Origin of the sequence: Alcaligenes endophyticus (assembly GCF_026344035.1) — a bacterium.
GTDB lineage: Bacteria > Pseudomonadota > Gammaproteobacteria > Burkholderiales > Burkholderiaceae_B > Alcaligenes > Alcaligenes endophyticus.
Genome location: NZ_JAPKND010000011.1, coordinates 56,341 through 74,158, shown reverse-complemented (window position 1 = coordinate 74,158; position 17,818 = coordinate 56,341). Strand labels below are relative to the sequence as shown.

Genomic DNA, 17,818 nt, shown 5'->3' with positions numbered 1-17,818 from the left:
TCTCACTGCATTCGGTGATTGGGGCACATTTTGCTCATCCCCCGTCTTTGCATCAGCTTGTTGCTCAAAACCAACAATATATCCGCAGTTCGTAAATAAAACGGAATATCTTGGCGTATCCCGTCCTTCGAACCTAACGCAGTGGACAGAAATGTCTTAAGATTCCAGCTAACACGCATGAAACCCAGCGCAATTCTTTGATCCGTTCATAGCGTTGCTATACTGGTTCCGTAATTCTGCGGCAGGGGTTCGCTGCGGTCACTTAACAGCATTAGCTCAACGAGGAGAAACATGAACAAACCCTCCAAAATCGCACTTGTACTTGCCATCGCCGCAGTATCTGCATCCAGTGCAGTTTCCGCACAAAGTGGTGAAGTTAACAACTGGCGTAATCCGTTTGGTGATGTTTGGAAAAACGGCACACAAGAACTGTGCTGGCGCGACAACTTCTGGACACCAGCAACCGGCGTTCCTGGTTGTGACGGTGTGCCTGTAGCAGAAGCTCCAGCTCCAGTTGCACCAGTTGTGGCCCCAACCGTTACAAAAGTCACACTGAACGCTGACACCTTCTTCGATTTTGATAAATACAATCTGAAGCCAGAAGGCCGTCAGGTTCTAGATCAAGTTGCCGCACAAGTGCGCTCCATTGATTTGGAAACAGTTATTGCAACTGGCTACACCGACTCTATCGGTACTGATGCATACAACCTGAAATTGTCCGATCGTCGTGCTAACACTGTTAAGCAATACCTGATCGAGCAAGGCGTACCTGCTGACCGTATTTATACAGAAGGTAAAGGTAAAGCTGACCCTATCGCCAGCAACAAAACACGTGAAGGTCGTGCACAAAACCGTCGCGTTGAAATCGAAATCGTTGGCAACCGCAAGTAATTGCTAAAGCACACGTATTTCTGTAGCTAAGGCTACAATTAAGGCTCCGCATTGCGGGGCCTTAATTTTTTTGAGCGTACACCATGACTACTACACACACTGCCAACAATGTCGATCAAGCTGAAATCGATAAATTCAGTGCGCTAGCTTCACGCTGGTGGGACCCTAACAGCGAATTTAAACCATTACACGCTATTAATCCTTTACGCTTAGGCTGGATTCAAGAACACACTGGCGGCCTACAAGGCAAGAAAGTTCTCGACATAGGATGCGGCGGAGGCATTTTATCCGAGAGCATGGCCCACGCAGGTGCCGACGTCACTGGCATAGACTTAGCGGAACGATCATTAAAGATAGCCCGCCTACATAGTTTAGAGAGCGGCGTCCAAGTTAACTATCAGTTAATTAGCGCAGAGCACATGGCAGCAGAACATGCCGAACAGTTTGATGTCGTCACATGCATGGAAATGCTCGAGCATGTACCTGATCCAGGCTCTATCGTGCGGGCCTGCGCACAATTGGTCAAACCTGGTGGTTGGGTGTTTTTCTCCACCCTAAATCGCAATCCAAAATCTTTCTTGATGGCTATCGTAGGGGCGGAATATGTACTGAACTTAATTCCTAAAGGCACCCATAGTTACGAAAGCTTCATTAAACCTAGCGAACTCATGGGAAGTACCCGCGCGGCTGGCTTACAGGCGACTGAACTACGTGGTTTAACTTACAATCCTCTTAGCGATCACTACGCGCTAAATAATGATGCTTCGGTTAACTATTTATTGGCCACCCGCCGGCAGGGATAAAAATGACTAAACTGGTGTTATTCGATTTCGACGGTACGCTTGCTGATTCGGCTCCTGATTTGGCCGCAACCGCCAATCGCTTCCGAGCAGCACAGGGGCTAGCACCCCTAACTTATGATGCTTTACGCCCCTATGCTTCACATGGCGCACGAGGCTTATTAAAAGTAGCCCTCGATATGGACACCAGCCATCCTGAATACAACCGCTATCGCGAACTTTTTTTAGCAGATTATGCTGCTAATATGACGCAACTCACTACCTTATTTGAAGGCGTAGACGAGCTGCTCACTCGTATCAGCGATCATGGTTATAGTTGGGGCATCGTTACCAACAAACTCGAATACCTAGCTAAGCCGCTGATTGAACACCTAGGTTTAGCGACCTACTGTAGCGTCACAGTAGGCGGAGATACCACGGGTTTTTCTAAACCCCATCCTGCCCCTTTACTCTATGCAGCCAAACAAGCCGGCTTTAATCCCACTGATTGCATATATGTAGGCGATGATGAACGCGATATCCTGGCTGCGCATGCAGCAGGTATGCCCGCCATCGTAGCCGCTTACGGCTATTGCCAAAACGATCCCAATATCAGCACTTGGAACGCTTTTGCCGTCAGCCATACGGCAGAAGAGATTTGGCCTGTTGTCGAGCGCTGGGCTAGCCGTACCTGAAAAACCAAGTTGTGTCGTATTAAGTGCGCTGCTTCATTTGGCCCAGTAACTTACGTTGCATAGGGCCAGCACTTAACACGACCAACACCAAACGGCTTACATGCACAGCAGTCACTAACGGCACTCCTAACCCTAACACTTTAGCGGTAATAGCCATTTCAGCAATACCCCCAGGGGACAAAGCCAAGATTAACATCTCTAGATCCAGCCCCATTCCTACCGCAAAACACCACGCTAAACCCAGACTAAGCAAAAGCATAAAAAGGGTGAAAAAAGTTGCCACCAATAATAAGTAAGGGGCTCGACGGAAAAAATCGGATCTAAACCTATCGCCTAAACTCCACCCTATACACAACTGGCCCAAATTCGATAAGGCAGGTGGAAAATCAGACCAATGTATGCCCTGTACCGTTAATAACAACACAGCAAACAAGGGGCCTAGCATCCACGCATTCGGCCAAGCTAAACGATGGAATACATAACCCGCCAGCAATGCGCAAAGAAACAAATACCCCAATCCGGGCCATTGCACTACGTAAATGGCCGCGGGCGGAACCGGCATCTGATGCAGCCATTGAAAGGCGAAAGGAATGAGTACCACAACGATCAAAACACGTATGCTGTGCACCGAAGCAACAAGATCAGCCCTTAAGCCCGCACGTTCAGCTAGATAAGCCATTTCACTGGCTCCCCCGATAGCAGAGGAAAACCAAGCTGTTGAAAAGTCCAAGCACGCAAAACGCATCATCACCCAGGTTCCCAAGAACCCTAGCAAGATGGCAAACAATATTGCTGTAACAATTAGAGGCCAATAAGCCAACAAGCTATCAGCTACCTCGGCAGTAAAATATAAGCCTAACGATACACCGATTAAGCATTGCCCCATATTGCGTATAGGGCCAAGAGTCCTACTTTGCACCCCGAACACACGCGTCGCCGCAGTCAACAGTAAAGGGCCTAGCATCCACGGCAACGGCATCCCCAGCCAACTGGCTACTATGGCGCCCACTAGGGCTATCCCCGCCCCCATTAGCACCGACACTGCTAACGATTTACCTCTACCGCTCGCCTGCTCCACATCCGCCAAACTGATGCTCTCCTATACGTGAACCGCTTTTTTATGATTGAGACAGGTCTACACTACCAGCTATTAGGTTCAAGTATAAATAAACTTAGGACTGACGAGTTCCCCGCTGCCACACTCCACCCACTTGAGCATTAGTCATCAAACAAATGCTTACTAGGCTGGCCTGCATTCAACTGCAAGTAGTCTTGCTGGAATAAACACATGCGCACCACGTCACGATATTGCCCTTGAACGAAAAACTCGTGCTTTAGTTCACCTTCAATGGTGAAACCAAGCTTGCTATATATATGAATGGCTTTATGATTTTCCTTATCCACCAGTAGATAAAGTTTATATAAGTTCAACACGCTAAAGCCATAATCTAAAGCAAGTTTAGTCGCTGCCGACGCTAAGCCTTTGCCCTGATGCTCGGGAGCTACAACGATTTGAAACTCAGCCCGTCGATGCACATAGTCAATCTCGACTAACTCTACAATGCCCGCTTTTTCTTCATTGCACTCAATTAAAAACCGCCGCTCGCCTTGATCATGAACGTGCGCATCATACAAAGCAGTCAATTCAGCAAAGGCCTCAAAAGGCTCTTCAAACCAATAACGCATCACACTGGCATTGTTATCCAACTGATGGACAAAGTATAAATCTTCGCGCTCTAAGGGACGCAAGCGCACATGGTTGGCGGCGGCAGACATCAACATTCCTTATTAATTAAAACCCAAAAAATTTCATAACTGACCAAGGCAAGTTAATTGCTAGTGATGTAAGCTTGCCATTGCAGATCAGACAAAGCCCACGCATCGTCGTCCTTGCGATAGGTCACAACGGCAGTGAACATGGCCTTGTCACTGACACCTGTTTCCAACACGACACGATCAACAGGCGCTTGAATACTAAACTGGCAAGGGCTTAGCATGGTTGACTGGTGTGTGGGTACAAAAGCAAACGCTAAGGTATAGTCATTTTTGCTGGCTTGCTGCACCAAAATTTGTGCTGCTTTATAAGCTTCGAGCACATCGGTACAGCGTGTGTTTTGAACGACCTCAAATCGAGCCTGCTGCGCCGCAGGGCTATCGTAGGATAAATGGTACCAAAAAGAGCAGGCGAGCAAGGCCAAGGACGCTACCACTACTTTCAACCAAGCCCGCTTTTTCTGCGTAGCAGTTTGCTCGGCCACGCCAAACAATTGCCCCCCGGATCGTATCAGCACGTAAATAGCGTATAAACCGACTAGACTCGCAATTATCAAACCAACCATACAACAACCACTCCTTAAGCGTGTGCATTGGCGCCTAGTTTACCTATTTATCTTTCACTACCTATTAAACGAAGAGACTTATTTTGGTGTATTTTGCTCCAGCGCAAAGCTGAATACCTCAATCGTTAGAAAAAATGTTCCAGCCAGCGCGCTGTGACCTATTCCACTGCACAACAACGCGCTTAAAAAACGTGTTTATCCACAGCCATGATGCTGCGCATTAATACTTTAAGTCCTGCAAAAGCTTGATCAGCCGTAGTAGCCTCTTCGGGACAATGACTACGACCCTGCAAACAAGGGACAAATATCATGGCAGTGGGTGCGATATCCGACAAATAAGCAGCATCATGACCTGCGCCACTGGGTAAGCGCATGGATTCATACCCTAAGCAGTACGAGGATTGCTCAATAATCTCAACGATAGCATCGGAAAAATGACGGGGTAACCCATAGCTAATAGACTCAGTGTGAAGGCGCAACCCCAAGGCCTGTAACTCCTCTCTTACCGTGTCGAAGAGCTCATCGCCATAGCCTTCTAAAATAGCAAGCTGATTACTCCGGACTTCTAATGTCATCTCCACACGACCTGGTACAGCATTAGACGAATTAGGCAAAACCGAGGCACAACCAACTGTGGCGACTACGTAGCACTGTGAGGTGTTAAGTCTTGCTGCCTGCTGAAAGTTTTGCTGAATCAAAAGAGCTGCTCCTACCAGCGCATCTTGGCGAATATCCATAGGGGTGGTACCTGCGTGGTCAGGCCTCCCTAGCACTGTTAAGGTATAGCTACGAACCCCCACTAAGTCCGTTACCGCACCAATAGCCATTCCTTTATTCTCTAGTACCGGCCCCTGCTCTATATGTAGCTCAATAAAGGCGTGTATATCGCCCTTCTGGTATAGAGCAGAGGACAATTCATGACTTAATCCTCCTACCTGATCAATTGCTTGAGCTAGGCTCACTCCATCACTATCCATCAAAGCTAACATTGCTGGCGTCAATGCTCCAACCATTGCACGACTACCGACACATGAAATGCCTCTATCACAGGGCTCTTCTGATAAAAAATCAACCACTTCCAGAGGGTGCTCAAGCTCGTAAGCACTGTCCGCCAGCGCATGCGCCAACTCAATACCGGCTACTACACCTAAAATCCCGTCATAGCGCCCGCCATCGAACACTGTGTCTGAGTGCGAGCCCGTCATAATGGGTTTTGCACCTAACCGCTTACCTTCTCTTCGACCTATCAAATTTCCCGCACTATCGATACGCACTACTAAACCCGCGGCTCGCATTTGTTGCGCCAGCCACTGTCTAGCTTCACTAAAAAGTGGACTAAAAGCCCTGCGTGTCCATGGTCGTGCTGGTTCTGTATAAGTGGACAAGGTTTCGAGCCGTTGCCATAAGCGTTTCTTATCCAAGGCCTGGAACGCATTTTCTATTTTTTCTACGTCTGTCTTATTGTGAGCTACCTGATTCACTTTTGTCTCCTTTTCTAGTATGTATATACCTTTAGTGTAACAAGGTTCCTCGGCTAAATAGTAAGACGGTTTCGGCAATAACGAAAAAGGGTTGAGTCTGGCCTAACGCCAAACCCAACCCTTTTACCTGTCCTCTTCGAACTGCTTGCGCCTATGACCAAGAGCAAGGGCAGTCCGGCCTCTTATTAAAGATCGGCTCCTATTGCTTTTAAGCCCTCTAGAGCACAATTAGCGTCGATGGCTCCGGTTGGTGCTCCACCGACTCCGATCCCTGCGACCACTACGTTATTAAATTTTATAGGTACGCCACCACCTTGAATAACCATACGTGAATCCATATCACGTAAACCATTATTAGCAGGATTGGTAGCGATAAACTCGGCCAATCCAGCCGTATCTCGACCCATTGCCGCAGCAGTAAAGGCTTTGCCTTGCGCGCTATTGCCGGTGTGTGCTCCTGCACCATCTTGGGTTAGCAGCACTTTTACAGCACCCTCTCGGGCAACTACTGCGACGGAAACCGCATAACCGTCCTTTGCACAAGCTTGAACAGCCGCTTGACTAGCTTTAGTCGCTAACTCCAAGGGCAAATAATGAGTCGTAGGAAGCGTTGTCTGAGCGCTTGCTATAAAAGGTGTAAGTACCAAAGCGGAAAATACAAGTTTACGAATCATGATATCAGTCCTTCTGTAAGGTTAAGAGACATCTAACGACAAACTTCCTCGGCCCCCGCCCCAAAAATACGCCTTAGGACACGAGCGAGCTATACGTACAACACTATGGACGGTATAAGCAATTCACATTTCGCTTAAACTGGTTACTATAAATATAAACGAAAATCTTTTTTTGGCTACCATCATATACAAATGCTCACCATTTTTGCTTATCTACAAATCAACAAAGGTCATTTATTGTTACACAAGACAGCGCTGCGCTAGATGGGTTCGAAATAATGGTACGATCGCCACATCGTTTCTACCTCCTGAGTGAACCTAATCATGTGCACATCCTTACTTTATTTTGACCAACAGGAAGCACCCTACACGGGGCGTACCCTAGAGCTTCCCGTAGAACAGCCTTATTTGCTGGTCTACCAACCTAAAGATAGTACATTTTCCTCACAGGTTAAGAACCATCCAGCACTGCATTACACTGCTCAATATGGGTTCATCTCAGTGGCCGTTGAGATAGACCCCAGAGCAGACGTAAAAGTGGTTGAAGGCGTTAACAGTGCGGGGCTTACCTTTAGTCTGTTGGCATTCGCGGTCTCTAAAGGGCCTCAAGACACCTTCGACTCCAATACCGCTGTTCTATCCACTGTAGATTTAGGTAACTGGGTGTTATCCCAGTTTTCGTCGGTTGCCCAAGCCAAAGCCGCCTTGGAAAAACAAGCTATCCTGGCAGAAGGCCTAGATTTATTAGGTGGCATGGAGCCACCTTTCCATTATGTGCTGCATGATGCTAGCGGAGATTCAATTGTTATTGAATACACCAACGGCCAGCAAAACATCTACGCTAACCCCATCGGCGTCATGACGAACGGCCCAGAGTTTCCTTGGCACCTAACTAACCTGAGCAACTACACGCACTTAAGCAATATTGATCAGCTTGAAACCACCCTACGTGGCAAGCGACTTTTTCAACCCGACTCGGGCATCGCCACCGCCACCCTCCCTTCCTCCAATACGTCGGTAGGACGTTTTGTGCGCGCGGCCTATTACGCCAACTTCGCTGAAAAAGCAGCCACCCCCGCCAGCGCTATCGTCACGCTGGCGCATATCATGAATAACTTTGATCGGCCGCGTGGTATTACCGTAGACTCGACAGCTTATAACAGCAGTATGGACGCCGGCGCGCCTGAAGTGATCGGCATGCCCGGCTATTGCTCCGAATACACCAGTTGGACCTCATTGACGGACTTGCGCCAAGGGCTACTGTACTTACGAAGCTATACCCAACTGAACTACATCCGAATCAACCTGACTGAGTTACTGGAACACTCGCAAAAAATCGTGATGCCATTAAGTCAGTTGAATGAAAGCTTGGCCGACGGAACCCAAGCACTGCTGCACGCTGCCGCACAATAAACTAAAAATCGGAACGGCGAGCGATTCATTCTGCTCGTCGTTCAACGTAGCAGGCAAAGATTGACCTACTTTTTACCGAATAAAATCGGCAAAAAAAATCAACGACCATTAAGCCATTGATTTTTAAGGAAATTATGGTGGAGTCGGGGGGAATTGAACCCCCGTCCGCGAATCGTCCACAGGCAGTTCTACATGTGTAGTCGACTTATTTTGGGCTTTAACCCAGGATTATGCCTGTCGACCGGCCTTTCCTGAGCGAGTCACTAAGATTTAGGACTTACCTGAGTGACCCAGGCAAATCCGATTCTTTGTAAATAACACTACTGTAAGTTTTACCTTACCTGACCCAAAGACAAATCAGTGTAGTGGCTCGGCCTTAAGCGGCTAGAGCGAAACGCTCGTCGTTGGCGTTTGTAAGTTTTCCAGTGGTTTTACGAGCGAACTGGTGCTCGACACGCCCTGCTCTGCTTCTTGACCCACGTCGAAGCCATGTCGACCCCAGTGAGACTAGAGCACCAATTATAAGGCATTTCTCAACGCTTTAATAGGGGCTAGCGATGATAAAATAATCGGTTTACCAAAAAGTGCTGCTGACGCTCACAAGGCGTAACGGTGGTGTGATTCTCATTAACGGGGGAGTGTCTGCATGAGCAGCCCTACAAAACAAAGCAATCGTTTATTACATTTTCTTTTGCATGGCAGTTTAGTGGTGCAAATTCTTATCGCCTTAGTGGCTGGCATTGCCTTAGCTCTGCTAGTGCCTGAAAGCACACCAAGTACAGCCATATTAGGCAATCTCTTTATTACAGCGCTGAAATCTATTGCTCCCATACTGGTTTTCTTTTTGGTAATGTCGGCGATTGCAAACCATCAGCAAGGGCGTCAAAGTCATATGGGGGCCGTTATCGGCTTGTATCTGTTAGGAACGTTCTTAGCTGGCTTGCTGGCTGTGCTAGTGAGCTTTGTGTTCCCCTCCCAACTTACTTTGGTGACGGAGGAAATTGTAGTCAATCCTCCCAGCGGCATTGCTGAAGTACTCCTCACGCTCTTATCCAGCGTGGTGGATAATCCAGTTAGCGCTCTATTAAATGCGAACTACATGGGAATTTTGGCGTGGGCTATCGTGTTAGGCTTAGCCTTGCGTAATGGCAACCAAAGCAGTAAAGCCATGGTTACAGACATATCCGCCGGCGTTTCCATGATAGTGCGTATCGTCATCCGCTTTGCCCCGTTAGGGATATTTGGCTTAGTAGGTGCCAGCATCGGCGAATCAGGGCTTGATAGTCTCAAACAATATGTGCACATATTAGCCGTATTGGTCAGTTGTATGGTCGTGGTCGCTTTGGTACTCAATCCGCTTATCGTATGGTTTAAATTACGTCGCAACCCCTACCCGCTTGTTTTTACTGTGCTGCGCGATAGCGCAATTACCGCTTTTTTTACACGCAGCTCGGCCGCTAATATTCCTGTCAATATGGCCTTATGCGAAAGACTAAAGTTAAATAAAGATACCTATGCCGTATCTATCCCCCTTGGTGCCACCATCAACATGGGGGGTGCGGCCATTACCATCACGATTCTGACCTTGGCCGCCGTTAATACGCTAGGGATAGACGTAGATATTCCAACTGCCCTGTTACTGAGCATAGTCGCCGCCGTATGTGCTTGCGGAGCGTCCGGCGTAGCGGGAGGGTCTCTGCTACTGATTCCATTGGCGTGCAGTTTATTTGGCATCCCCAACGAAATTGCTGTACAAGTCGTGGGAGCCGGCTTCATTATTGGTGTGCTACAAGACTCGTTTGAAACCGCTCTGAACTCCTCAACCGACGTGCTGTTTACCGCAACCGTATCAATGAGTGCCGAACAAAGCGCTTAGCTCATTCCAGGAGTGTCGTCCTTTCCACCTGCTAAGGACGACTAAAAAAGCACAGCGAGCTCATTTATAAACTCTATTTCACGCCGATGTGCTTACCTCCATCTACACGGTTCAATGCCAGCCGAACTAGGCGCCAACCTGCACCTAGCTTTTTCCGCTGCGCTATTACTGTAGCTGCCTATTGTAAAGAGGGTAGTTGAAAGACAAGGCCCTCCTATCACAGAAAACACCATCCAAACTGTCACTTAAACGAAACATTTGCATAAATTTCGCATTTTTTCGTATAAAAACACAAAATAAACACATACAAGTGATACGATTCATGTAAAAAAAGCATGCTAGTGCGATGAACTCATGGAGCATTGCCAGCTTACTAACACTTTCTTAATGTTGAATCGGAGACCTATGCGTAAAAACTTTCCTATCAACAATACGGAAACCGTTATTCAGGATGATCAATATTTGATCTCCAAGACGGACACCAAAGGTAGGATTGTTTACGCAAATCCCGCCTTTATTGAAATCAGTGGCTTCAGCCAAGAAGAACTAACGGGGCAAGCTCACAATATTGTGCGTCACCCAGACATGCCTCAGGAAGTCTTCGCCGACTTGTGGACTACATTAAAGAATGGCGAGGCATGGGAAGGAATCGTTAAAAACCGTCGTAAAGACGGTGGGTTCTATTGGGTCAAAGCGAATGCGGGCCCTATCATAGAACAGGGAGTGGTCACCGGTTATGCTTCTGTACGCACACGCGCTCAAAAAGAAGAAATAAACCAAGCCGAGCAATTTTATCAACAACTTAATCAGGGCTCCACAGGTCCATGGCGAGTGCAAAAAGGTCGCATCGTACGAGGAGGCTGGACTCAACCTTTCTATTTGCTAGCGCGCCTTTGGAGCTCTGACCTAGGTGCAGCCTTCGCCCGATCTATTTTGTTGACTCTAATCGTAGCATTGAGCTTAGCATTAAGCCTGCATTATATTGAGGCTCCAAATTCGTCTAAGCATCTTCTTTCTGCTGCCCTTACGGCAGGCCTGATTGTCTTGTTGGCAGCCCAATTACGTTTACGCCACCGAACACTCAAGTCATTTAATAACGCTGCTCAAATAGCGCAACAAATTGCCGCCGGTAATCTTGGCCTTGATATGCAAGAGCAGCAATTAACTGAACTAGGCAAACTAGGCACCAACCTTGAGTTAATGCGAAAAAGCCTGCTTAGCATTAGCACTGATGTGGATCAAAGCGTGCTCGAAAACTTGGACATGGCTCAACTCTTGAGCCAAAACAGCCGACAACTAGACGTCCGTACGGTAGAGCAAGCCGCCTCCCTACAGCAAACCACAGCAAGCCTTGCCAACTTTAGCAGCACCGTACACCAAACTGCTGCTAACGCTCAAGCGAGTCACGAGCTGAGTCAGCGTAGTTCGGAGTATGTACAAAAAGGCAACCACACTGTCGCTGAACTAAGCCTGGCGATGAACGCTATTTTAGCCAGCTCAGAAAAAATTCGTGGCATTGTCAGAATGATCGAGCATATTGCCTTCCAGACCAATATATTATCGATCAATGCATCTATTGAGTCGGCACGAGCAGGCACTGCAGGTCGAGGTTTTGCGGTTGTAGCATCCGAGGTTCGCACCTTAGCCAGACAAGCCTCTGAAGCCGCTGAGCAAATCAAAGGGCTGATTGAAGATACCTGTTCTCAGAGTCGCAATGGCGCCGAGCACACTAAAGAAGTAGAGCTCGCCATGCACGATATTTTAAAGTCCTCTTCTGAGGTTGCCTTGCTGATGGCCGAAATATCAGCGGCAACAGGCGAGCAGTCAACTGGCCTAGAGCAGTTAAATCTGGCTTTGCAGCAAGTCGACAAAATTACTACTGACAATGCCGATTTAGCCCGCAACCTACACCACTCCGTAGAAAGCATGAATCATAACCAAGCTCAATTGCGTGATGCTATTGCCGTGTTTAATTACGGTGATAAAAAAGCAATTATGGCTCCGCTTGATCAAGTAACAGCTCGGACTAAAACGGCTTTACTGCCTCAATAAAGCCTGCTAGCTGTCAGGCGACATCACCTCCCCGAGCAATGCCGCCTGATTACACTTAAAGGCCCAGTAAGGCCGTCCCTTCCAATAAAGTATAAATACCCAATACCGCGAACACACAAGCAGCAACGGTGTGAACCAAACGTGTCGGAACTCTATCGGCTATTTTTTCGCCAAAGATTACAGCAGGAACGTTAGCAATCATCATCCCTAATGTGGTGCCAATTACTACGCTAAAAAAGGCATGATATTGGGCCGCCAAGGCGACCGTAGCGATCTGCGTTTTATCACCCATTTCTGCAATAAAAAAAGTGACAAAAGTCGTTCCGAACACACCAAAGCGTGTATGAGTTGCTTCGGTATCGTCGAGCTTGTCGGGTATCATGATCCAGATAGCCATAACCAAAAAGCCGATACCTAAAACCCAGCGCATTATGGCGGGATCCATTAAAGCCGGTAACCATGTGCCAATGGCACCAGCCAAGCCGTGATTGAGTGTCGTAGCAAGCAATATAGCTAAAATGATGATGCCTGGCCGCCTATAACGAGCCGCCAACATAAAAGCTAATAATTGTGTTTTATCGCCAATCTCGGCAAGTGCAACGATCCCAGTGGATACTAGTAGCGCTTCCATTTTATTGTAACTCCCTGGCCGGATAGACTAGACACATTTGACCATCGCACCTCTCCGGCCAGTCTGGGAGGCGTATGGTCAAAGGTCTTGCCAGGCAATTGCTGTACACGCCATGACCCAGTGTGGATCAAGTATGTTGACGTGCACCTCGAAGCTTCTCGAGCGGCTACTCCCCAATGACGAGGCAGATCATAACCGTTAGCCGACAATCTGTCTAGTCCAGCACAGACCAAAAAAACAGCTAAAATGAGCGCTTTCTCGCTACCCTGAATAGCCCCATGCGCCCCAGCACTTCGCTTACTCGCCAGACATCACCACATTACGCCAAAGCACTCATCCTCTACTTGCTGTTCTTTGTCTTGTTATGGACGGTACTGACCTCTATCAGCCATAAAGCACCTGATCTGGACGGTATGGAGGAGCTCGTTTGGGCTAGTAGCTTTGAACTCGGTTATATAAAGCATCCGCCCTTTCCATCGTGGATTATGTACGGCTTGACGCAACTACTTGGGAGGCCCGTATGGCTCAGTTTCTTTGCTGGCATGCTTGCGTCTGCGGCTGGTTTAGTGTTTCTCTGGCTATTAGCGCGAGAGTTCCTTAGCCCACGCTTATCTTTTTTGGTTGTGCTGCTAGCCTCGGTGAATATTTATTTCTCACTGCGTGGCACCATTTTCAATCACAACACGGCGCAACTATGGTCCATCATGGCAAGCATATGGTTTTTCTATCGTGCTTGCCGTGATCAACGCCTAAGTGATTGGGCGTGGTTAGGCGTCGTAGCAGGCTTTGCACTCATGACTAAATATAGTGCTGTCATCCAGTTTGCCGCTTTTTTCTTGTACTTGCTGGCAAGTGGCTTATGGCGCCATGGCAGAACGTGGCAGGGAATGCTTGTCGCCACCATCACTCTTGGCATCACTTTTAGCCCCCACTTATATTGGCTACACAGCAATGACTACGCTCCGTTCCTCTACATGGACAAATCCCTAGCGGCGCCCACTCGCTGGCAAGCCTATAGCGCTTTACTAAGCTTTACTTTGGACCAATTAGCACGACTGAGCCCTATGATTATTGCCGTGGGGGCGCTGTATTACTGCTATCGTCGAGATCTACGCCAGAAAGGCCACCACGTTTCTGATAATAATGTCAATTACGGCGCTCAGATACATTCTCGCGAGAAGCAATTTTTACTTTGGGTTGGTTTAAGCCCATTTCTTAGCACGGTTTTAATAGCCGCTTTGTTGGGTTCGCACCTAGACGCCTCTTGGGCCACCACTTTCTTCGTACTGTATAGCTTCTATTTTTTATTTGCTATTAAAGGCGCAGAGCCTTTACAAACCAAACGTCTGCTCGTCATCGTGCTAATAATACAAATACTAATGGCAACAGGCTATGCTCTAGCCCGCGGTCCCTTGGCGTGGGAAACAGGTAGAAAATCACGCTCCACCTTTCCAGGTCCAGAAATAGCAAGCCAAATGCAAGCAGTATGGAGACAGCATGTTCCCGCTACGCCACTGCGTATTGTGGCCTCTGATACATGGCTAGGGGGAAACATTGCGATAAATACTAGCCCTGACGCACAAGTTTATATCGATGCTCAATTGGCTCAATCACCCTGGCTACGCGATGCCGACCTTCAGTGTGGAATACTCGTTGTCTTTAGCCGCCAAACGCGTGGAGAACCCGCCGCCAGCCTTCTACAGCTTTATGAGCAAACACATTGGAAAGGGCTAGAGCAGCTACATTGGTCTTCCGCTAATAGCCCCATCTTAGATCTGAACTGGGGGATTATCCCGCCCTCGCCCTCATGCGAAGCCGCTCGCTAGGGGTGTAAAACAGGCAATCGCTCGCCAAGCAAGTCTAAGAAATAACGTACAGCAGGAGCCATGCCTTGGCGCGAAGGAAATACAGCATGGATAATGCCCGGTAAAGGTGCCCAATCTGGCAGCACCTTTACCAAACGCTTAGCCTCCAAGGCTTGGCGGCACATGTAATCTGGCAATAGCCCCACTCCAACACCAGCCTCTATACCTTGCTGTAAGGTTAGTAAGTCTGTCGCTAAATAACGAGGCTTATGGCGAACCTCCATCAGCTCTTGCCCAGGGCCGTATAACTCAAAAACACTCACACCTCGCGTCGCCCCCATCGCTACCGTAGGCAGCGAAGCTAAATCATCAGGCTTGAGCACGGTTGCATAGTTTTGCAACAGTAAGGGGCTCGCCACTAAGATGGACTTAGTTTCCGCTAGGCGTTTGACAACATTGCTGCCACTGTCACTTAACGAGCTGCGCACACGTAAGGCAACATCCACGCCTTCTGCGACAGGGTCCACCACCCGATTATTCACTTCCAAATCTAAATCAACCAAGGGGTATAACATAAGGTATTCCGCAAAAACCTTATCTAAAACGGTGTGCGATAAAGTGACGGGACAACTTACTCGTAATAGGCCTCGAGGCTCTTGCTGTACATGTGCTACCGCAGCATAAGCAGCCTCGGCCTCAAGGCGCATTGCCTGACAATGCTGTAAAAACACTTCACCCGCAGAGGTTAAAGAAAGATTTCGGGTAGTACGCTGTAATAAACGCACGCCTAGCTCTGCCTCTAGACGGCTAATGCGCCGGGATAAACGGGAGGGTGGCATGCCTAAATGGCGTGCTGCCGCGCTAAAGCTTCCCTGAGCTAATACTTCTGTAAACAACAACATATCGTTTAAATCATGCATAGAGAGTTCAGAACCGTATTAGGCATAAATATAGAATAATCTTTTTCATCTGACCTACTTATTAAAAACAGTGCCGTACCCGATAATTAAGGCATCACTCTTTTTAGCCGCAGACACTCATGAATATATTACATATAGACTCAAGCATTAATGGTACGAACTCCGTCTCACGTGAGCTTAGCCGTTTTGCTGTAGAGCAACTTATTAAACAACACCCTGGAGCTCATGCTGAGCACCTGGACTTAATCAGTAATCCTCCCCCCTATTACACCAGCGACTCCTTGGGACTACGCTTGGGATTAGAGGATGCGGCGCTGACATCTGCACAACGCACAGAAAATCAATTAACACAGACGCTTCTTGACCAATACCTAAAAGCTGACACGGTGGTGATCGGTGCTCCATTTTACAACTTCACTATTCCTAGCCAACTCAAATCCTGGTTGGATCGAGTAATTCAACCTCGTAAGACCTTCCAATATGGCGCTAACGGCCCTGAAGGCTTATCCGGCGACAAAACCGTGTACGTGATTCTAAGCCGTGGTGGTATTTACTCGACCTCGGAGCAAGGCCAAGCTTTAGAACATCAAGAAAGCTATTTGCGCGTTGTCTTTGGTTTTATTGGCGTCACCAACATACACTTTATTTATGCCGAAGGCATAGGCATGGGCGCTGAGGCACGCGCTGAAGCATTGAGCACGGCTGAACAACAAATAATACAATTGCTCCAAACGGTAGAGCTCGCTTGAGGCGCATCAATTATATGCCCTAGAGCAGCTTGATCGCGGTAACCAAAAATAAGACGCCTGATGCAGCCATCAGGCGTTTTTGTTCACTCACTTTTGAATGGTACGCCAGACTGCGCCAGCGCCAACATCTGCATGTCTAATCGGACACTAACATATGACCTAAGCGTAGACGTTTAGTATTCAGATAGTTTTTATTGTAAGGATTATCTTCTATTTGATGCGCTATTCGCTCACTGACCTCAATACCTATGTCTTCTAAGGTTTTGACTTTACGCGGATTATTCGTCATGAGCCTAACTCGCTTGATGCCCATAAAATCCAGCATGTCCTTACACATATCAAAGCGACGCATGTCGGCAGGAAAACCCAAACGCTCATTAGCCTCTACTGTATCAGCTCCTTCATCTTGCAACTTATAGGCACGTATTTTATTGGCTAAGCCTATACCGCGGCCTTCTTGCCGCAAATAGAGCAACGCACCTTTGCCTTCTTGGGCAATACGTTCTAGGGCGAGCTGTAGCTGAGGACCACAATCACAGCGCAGGCTAAACAAAGCATCACCCGTTAGACACTCTGAGTGGATACGAGCCAAGATGGGCTCCTCACCGGCCACATCCCCTAGGGTCAACATCACATGCTCTTTTTGAGTAGCAGGCTCAATAAATACATGTATTTTAAATACTGCCCACGGAGTAGGTAATTGGCTAGAGCTAATATGCTCTAAGGCTGTTGTTGTAGAGGAAAAACTAGGCAAGGGCAAATCAGTATGGGGTAGCATAATACTCTCGGCAGCAAGGCATAAACTGTCCGAAAAGTTACACGCACAAGGCGCCGGACAATCAATAATATAACAATAAGAGCAGGCTGAGTAACCTAACTAGCGGCCTGAGAAAACTGACAAAGTGCTTCAAATGTAATAGAATTTGTGTTACGTGGTAAATCCAAAAGAACTATTACCGTCGCTTCAAGGCTTTAGCTTATCAGTTGACTCATCATGTCCTTTGTAAAATGCTGCTCTCTTGTAGCCTCTGCTTTGTTATTGCTTTGCTTGTCTTTTACGTCTAAGGCAGCAGCACAAGCATGGCCTAGCATACCTTCACAGCTTAGCCTACAAACCCCTTTCGGGGACTTGCAAGTCACTCCCAGCGATTACATTTACGACGCTCAGTTGTCCCTTGGCACACGTATTATTGAGCCCACGATCAAAGGCTTAATTAATATGCCCTACGCCTTTCAAGTAGGCGATAGCCAATCGGTACTTATTTCTGTCGACAACGGCGTAGAGCACTGCCCTATTAGCTTTCATTGGCTCACCATTAGCCAGCAAGGGCATCATTTATCGCCCGCCTTTGGCTCTTGTAATTCTAAAATTCGTGTCAGCCACCGAGGCTCTACACTCATTGTGCAAACCCCTAGCACCAAAGCGCAAGATTCTATCGATGAATACCGCTATAAGGAAGGAAAAATTTCGCTGCGCACACGCCGCAACCCTCAACGCGACTAAGCCTGATTG

At 47.8% G+C, this 17,818-nt stretch carries 17 protein-coding genes, 1 other RNA gene and 1 riboswitch; of the genes, 9 read left to right on the top strand and 9 right to left on the bottom strand.

What is annotated here, in order from left to right; all coding sequences use genetic code 11:
• Positions 1–291 precede the first annotated feature (291 nt).
• From ompA to gph, 3 genes are all read left to right on the top strand, one after another.
• Entirely contained in the window at positions 292–891 is a 600-nt protein-coding gene (gene ompA, locus OSH01_RS15835; RefSeq protein ID WP_266125102.1) for an outer membrane protein OmpA, read from the top strand.
• A gap of 83 nt (positions 892–974) precedes the next feature.
• Positions 975–1,694, top strand: coding sequence for a bifunctional 2-polyprenyl-6-hydroxyphenol methylase/3-demethylubiquinol 3-O-methyltransferase UbiG (ubiG, locus tag OSH01_RS15830; protein WP_266125101.1), 720 nt, complete (start codon positions 975–977; stop codon positions 1,692–1,694).
• 2 nt (positions 1,695–1,696) lie between these two features.
• Complete coding sequence (gene gph, locus OSH01_RS15825; protein ID WP_266125100.1) at positions 1,697–2,365, top strand: phosphoglycolate phosphatase; 669 nt, start codon at positions 1,697–1,699, stop codon at positions 2,363–2,365.
• A gap of 19 nt (positions 2,366–2,384) precedes the next feature.
• Here gph and OSH01_RS15820 read toward each other — a convergent pair whose 3' ends face one another.
• The 5 genes from OSH01_RS15820 to OSH01_RS15800 form a co-directional block, all read right to left on the bottom strand.
• Positions 2,385–3,443 carry an AbrB family transcriptional regulator gene (locus tag OSH01_RS15820; RefSeq protein WP_266125141.1) on the bottom strand — a complete coding sequence of 353 codons (1,059 nt, stop codon included), beginning with the start codon at positions 3,441–3,443 and terminating at the stop codon, positions 2,385–2,387.
• A 140-nt stretch (positions 3,444–3,583) separates the two neighbouring features.
• Positions 3,584–4,141: a spermidine N1-acetyltransferase gene (gene speG / locus OSH01_RS15815; RefSeq protein ID WP_266125099.1), complete on the bottom strand. Its 558-nt coding sequence runs from the start codon at positions 4,139–4,141 to the stop codon at positions 3,584–3,586.
• Positions 4,142–4,194: 53 nt separating this feature from the next.
• A complete protein-coding gene (locus OSH01_RS15810) occupies positions 4,195–4,704 on the bottom strand; it encodes a hypothetical protein (protein ID WP_266125098.1) in 510 nt (169 codons plus the stop codon).
• A 182-nt stretch (positions 4,705–4,886) separates the two neighbouring features.
• Complete coding sequence (locus OSH01_RS15805; RefSeq protein WP_266125097.1) at positions 4,887–6,185, bottom strand: Zn-dependent hydrolase; 1,299 nt, start codon at positions 6,183–6,185, stop codon at positions 4,887–4,889.
• Between the two features lie 185 nt (positions 6,186–6,370).
• Complete coding sequence (locus tag OSH01_RS15800) at positions 6,371–6,859, bottom strand: GlcG/HbpS family heme-binding protein (RefSeq protein WP_266125096.1); 489 nt, start codon at positions 6,857–6,859, stop codon at positions 6,371–6,373.
• Between the two features lie 324 nt (positions 6,860–7,183).
• On the opposite strand from OSH01_RS15800, the gene OSH01_RS15795 reads away from it, so the two are divergent.
• Positions 7,184–8,272: a linear amide C-N hydrolase gene (locus OSH01_RS15795; RefSeq protein WP_266125095.1), complete on the top strand. Its 1,089-nt coding sequence runs from the start codon at positions 7,184–7,186 to the stop codon at positions 8,270–8,272.
• A 135-nt stretch (positions 8,273–8,407) separates the two neighbouring features.
• Here the strand turns inward: OSH01_RS15795 and ssrA are convergent.
• Positions 8,408–8,772, bottom strand: a transfer-messenger RNA (tmRNA) gene (gene ssrA, locus OSH01_RS15790).
• Between the two features lie 146 nt (positions 8,773–8,918).
• Between ssrA and sstT the strand changes: the two genes are divergently transcribed.
• Together sstT and OSH01_RS15780 are read left to right on the top strand one after the other, a co-directional pair.
• Complete coding sequence (gene sstT, locus OSH01_RS15785) at positions 8,919–10,148, top strand: serine/threonine transporter SstT (protein ID WP_266125094.1); 1,230 nt, start codon at positions 8,919–8,921, stop codon at positions 10,146–10,148.
• A gap of 405 nt (positions 10,149–10,553) precedes the next feature.
• Positions 10,554–12,200 carry a methyl-accepting chemotaxis protein gene (locus tag OSH01_RS15780; RefSeq protein ID WP_266125093.1) on the top strand — a complete coding sequence of 549 codons (1,647 nt, stop codon included), beginning with the start codon at positions 10,554–10,556 and terminating at the stop codon, positions 12,198–12,200.
• A 55-nt stretch (positions 12,201–12,255) separates the two neighbouring features.
• On the opposite strand, the gene OSH01_RS15775 is transcribed toward OSH01_RS15780, so the two are convergent.
• Complete coding sequence (locus OSH01_RS15775; protein WP_266125092.1) at positions 12,256–12,831, bottom strand: TMEM165/GDT1 family protein; 576 nt, start codon at positions 12,829–12,831, stop codon at positions 12,256–12,258.
• 8 nt (positions 12,832–12,839) lie between these two features.
• Positions 12,840–13,018, bottom strand: a riboswitch (yybP-ykoY riboswitch).
• 91 nt (positions 13,019–13,109) lie between these two features.
• Here OSH01_RS15775 and OSH01_RS15770 point away from each other — a divergent pair.
• Positions 13,110–14,657, top strand: a complete 1,548-nt coding sequence (locus tag OSH01_RS15770) for a glycosyltransferase family 39 protein (RefSeq protein ID WP_266125091.1) — start codon at positions 13,110–13,112, stop codon at positions 14,655–14,657.
• Here OSH01_RS15770 and OSH01_RS15765 read toward each other — a convergent pair.
• The gene (locus OSH01_RS15765) at positions 14,654–15,556 is read right to left on the bottom strand and encodes a LysR substrate-binding domain-containing protein (RefSeq protein WP_266125090.1); all 903 of its coding nucleotides are present in this window, start codon (positions 15,554–15,556) and stop codon (positions 14,654–14,656) included. The genes OSH01_RS15770 and OSH01_RS15765 overlap by 4 nt on opposite strands.
• Before the next feature lie 119 nt (positions 15,557–15,675).
• Between OSH01_RS15765 and OSH01_RS15760 the strand changes: the two genes are divergently transcribed.
• A complete protein-coding gene (locus OSH01_RS15760; protein ID WP_266125089.1) occupies positions 15,676–16,305 on the top strand; it encodes an FMN-dependent NADH-azoreductase in 630 nt (209 codons plus the stop codon).
• A gap of 136 nt (positions 16,306–16,441) precedes the next feature.
• Here OSH01_RS15760 and ribA read toward each other — a convergent pair whose 3' ends face one another.
• Complete coding sequence (gene ribA, locus OSH01_RS15755; RefSeq protein ID WP_266125088.1) at positions 16,442–17,083, bottom strand: GTP cyclohydrolase II; 642 nt, start codon at positions 17,081–17,083, stop codon at positions 16,442–16,444.
• Positions 17,084–17,299: 216 nt separating this feature from the next.
• Here ribA and OSH01_RS15750 point away from each other — a divergent pair, with 216 nt between their 5' ends.
• Positions 17,300–17,809, top strand: a complete 510-nt coding sequence (locus OSH01_RS15750) for a hypothetical protein (protein ID WP_266125087.1) — start codon at positions 17,300–17,302, stop codon at positions 17,807–17,809.
• Positions 17,810–17,818 lie beyond the last annotated feature (9 nt).

Coding starts and splice junctions, on each gene's coding strand:
- ompA (WP_266125102.1), top strand. CDS start 292: ATGAACAAACCCTCCAAAATCGCACTTGTACTTGCCATCGCCGCAGTA.
- ubiG (WP_266125101.1), top strand. CDS start 975: ATGACTACTACACACACTGCCAACAATGTCGATCAAGCTGAAATCGAT.
- gph (WP_266125100.1), top strand. CDS start 1,697: ATGACTAAACTGGTGTTATTCGATTTCGACGGTACGCTTGCTGATTCG.
- speG (WP_266125099.1), bottom strand. CDS start 4,141: ATGTCTGCCGCCGCCAACCATGTGCGCTTGCGTCCCTTAGAGCGCGAA.
- OSH01_RS15810 (WP_266125098.1), bottom strand. CDS start 4,704: ATGGTTGGTTTGATAATTGCGAGTCTAGTCGGTTTATACGCTATTTAC.
- OSH01_RS15800 (WP_266125096.1), bottom strand. CDS start 6,859: ATGATTCGTAAACTTGTATTTTCCGCTTTGGTACTTACACCTTTTATA.
- OSH01_RS15795 (WP_266125095.1), top strand. CDS start 7,184: ATGTGCACATCCTTACTTTATTTTGACCAACAGGAAGCACCCTACACG.
- sstT (WP_266125094.1), top strand. CDS start 8,919: ATGAGCAGCCCTACAAAACAAAGCAATCGTTTATTACATTTTCTTTTG.
- OSH01_RS15780 (WP_266125093.1), top strand. CDS start 10,554: ATGCGTAAAAACTTTCCTATCAACAATACGGAAACCGTTATTCAGGAT.
- OSH01_RS15775 (WP_266125092.1), bottom strand. CDS start 12,831: ATGGAAGCGCTACTAGTATCCACTGGGATCGTTGCACTTGCCGAGATT.
- OSH01_RS15770 (WP_266125091.1), top strand. CDS start 13,110: ATGCGCCCCAGCACTTCGCTTACTCGCCAGACATCACCACATTACGCC.
- OSH01_RS15765 (WP_266125090.1), bottom strand. CDS start 15,556: ATGCATGATTTAAACGATATGTTGTTGTTTACAGAAGTATTAGCTCAG.
- OSH01_RS15760 (WP_266125089.1), top strand. CDS start 15,676: ATGAATATATTACATATAGACTCAAGCATTAATGGTACGAACTCCGTC.
- ribA (WP_266125088.1), bottom strand. CDS start 17,083: ATGCTACCCCATACTGATTTGCCCTTGCCTAGTTTTTCCTCTACAACA.
- OSH01_RS15750 (WP_266125087.1), top strand. CDS start 17,300: ATGTCCTTTGTAAAATGCTGCTCTCTTGTAGCCTCTGCTTTGTTATTG.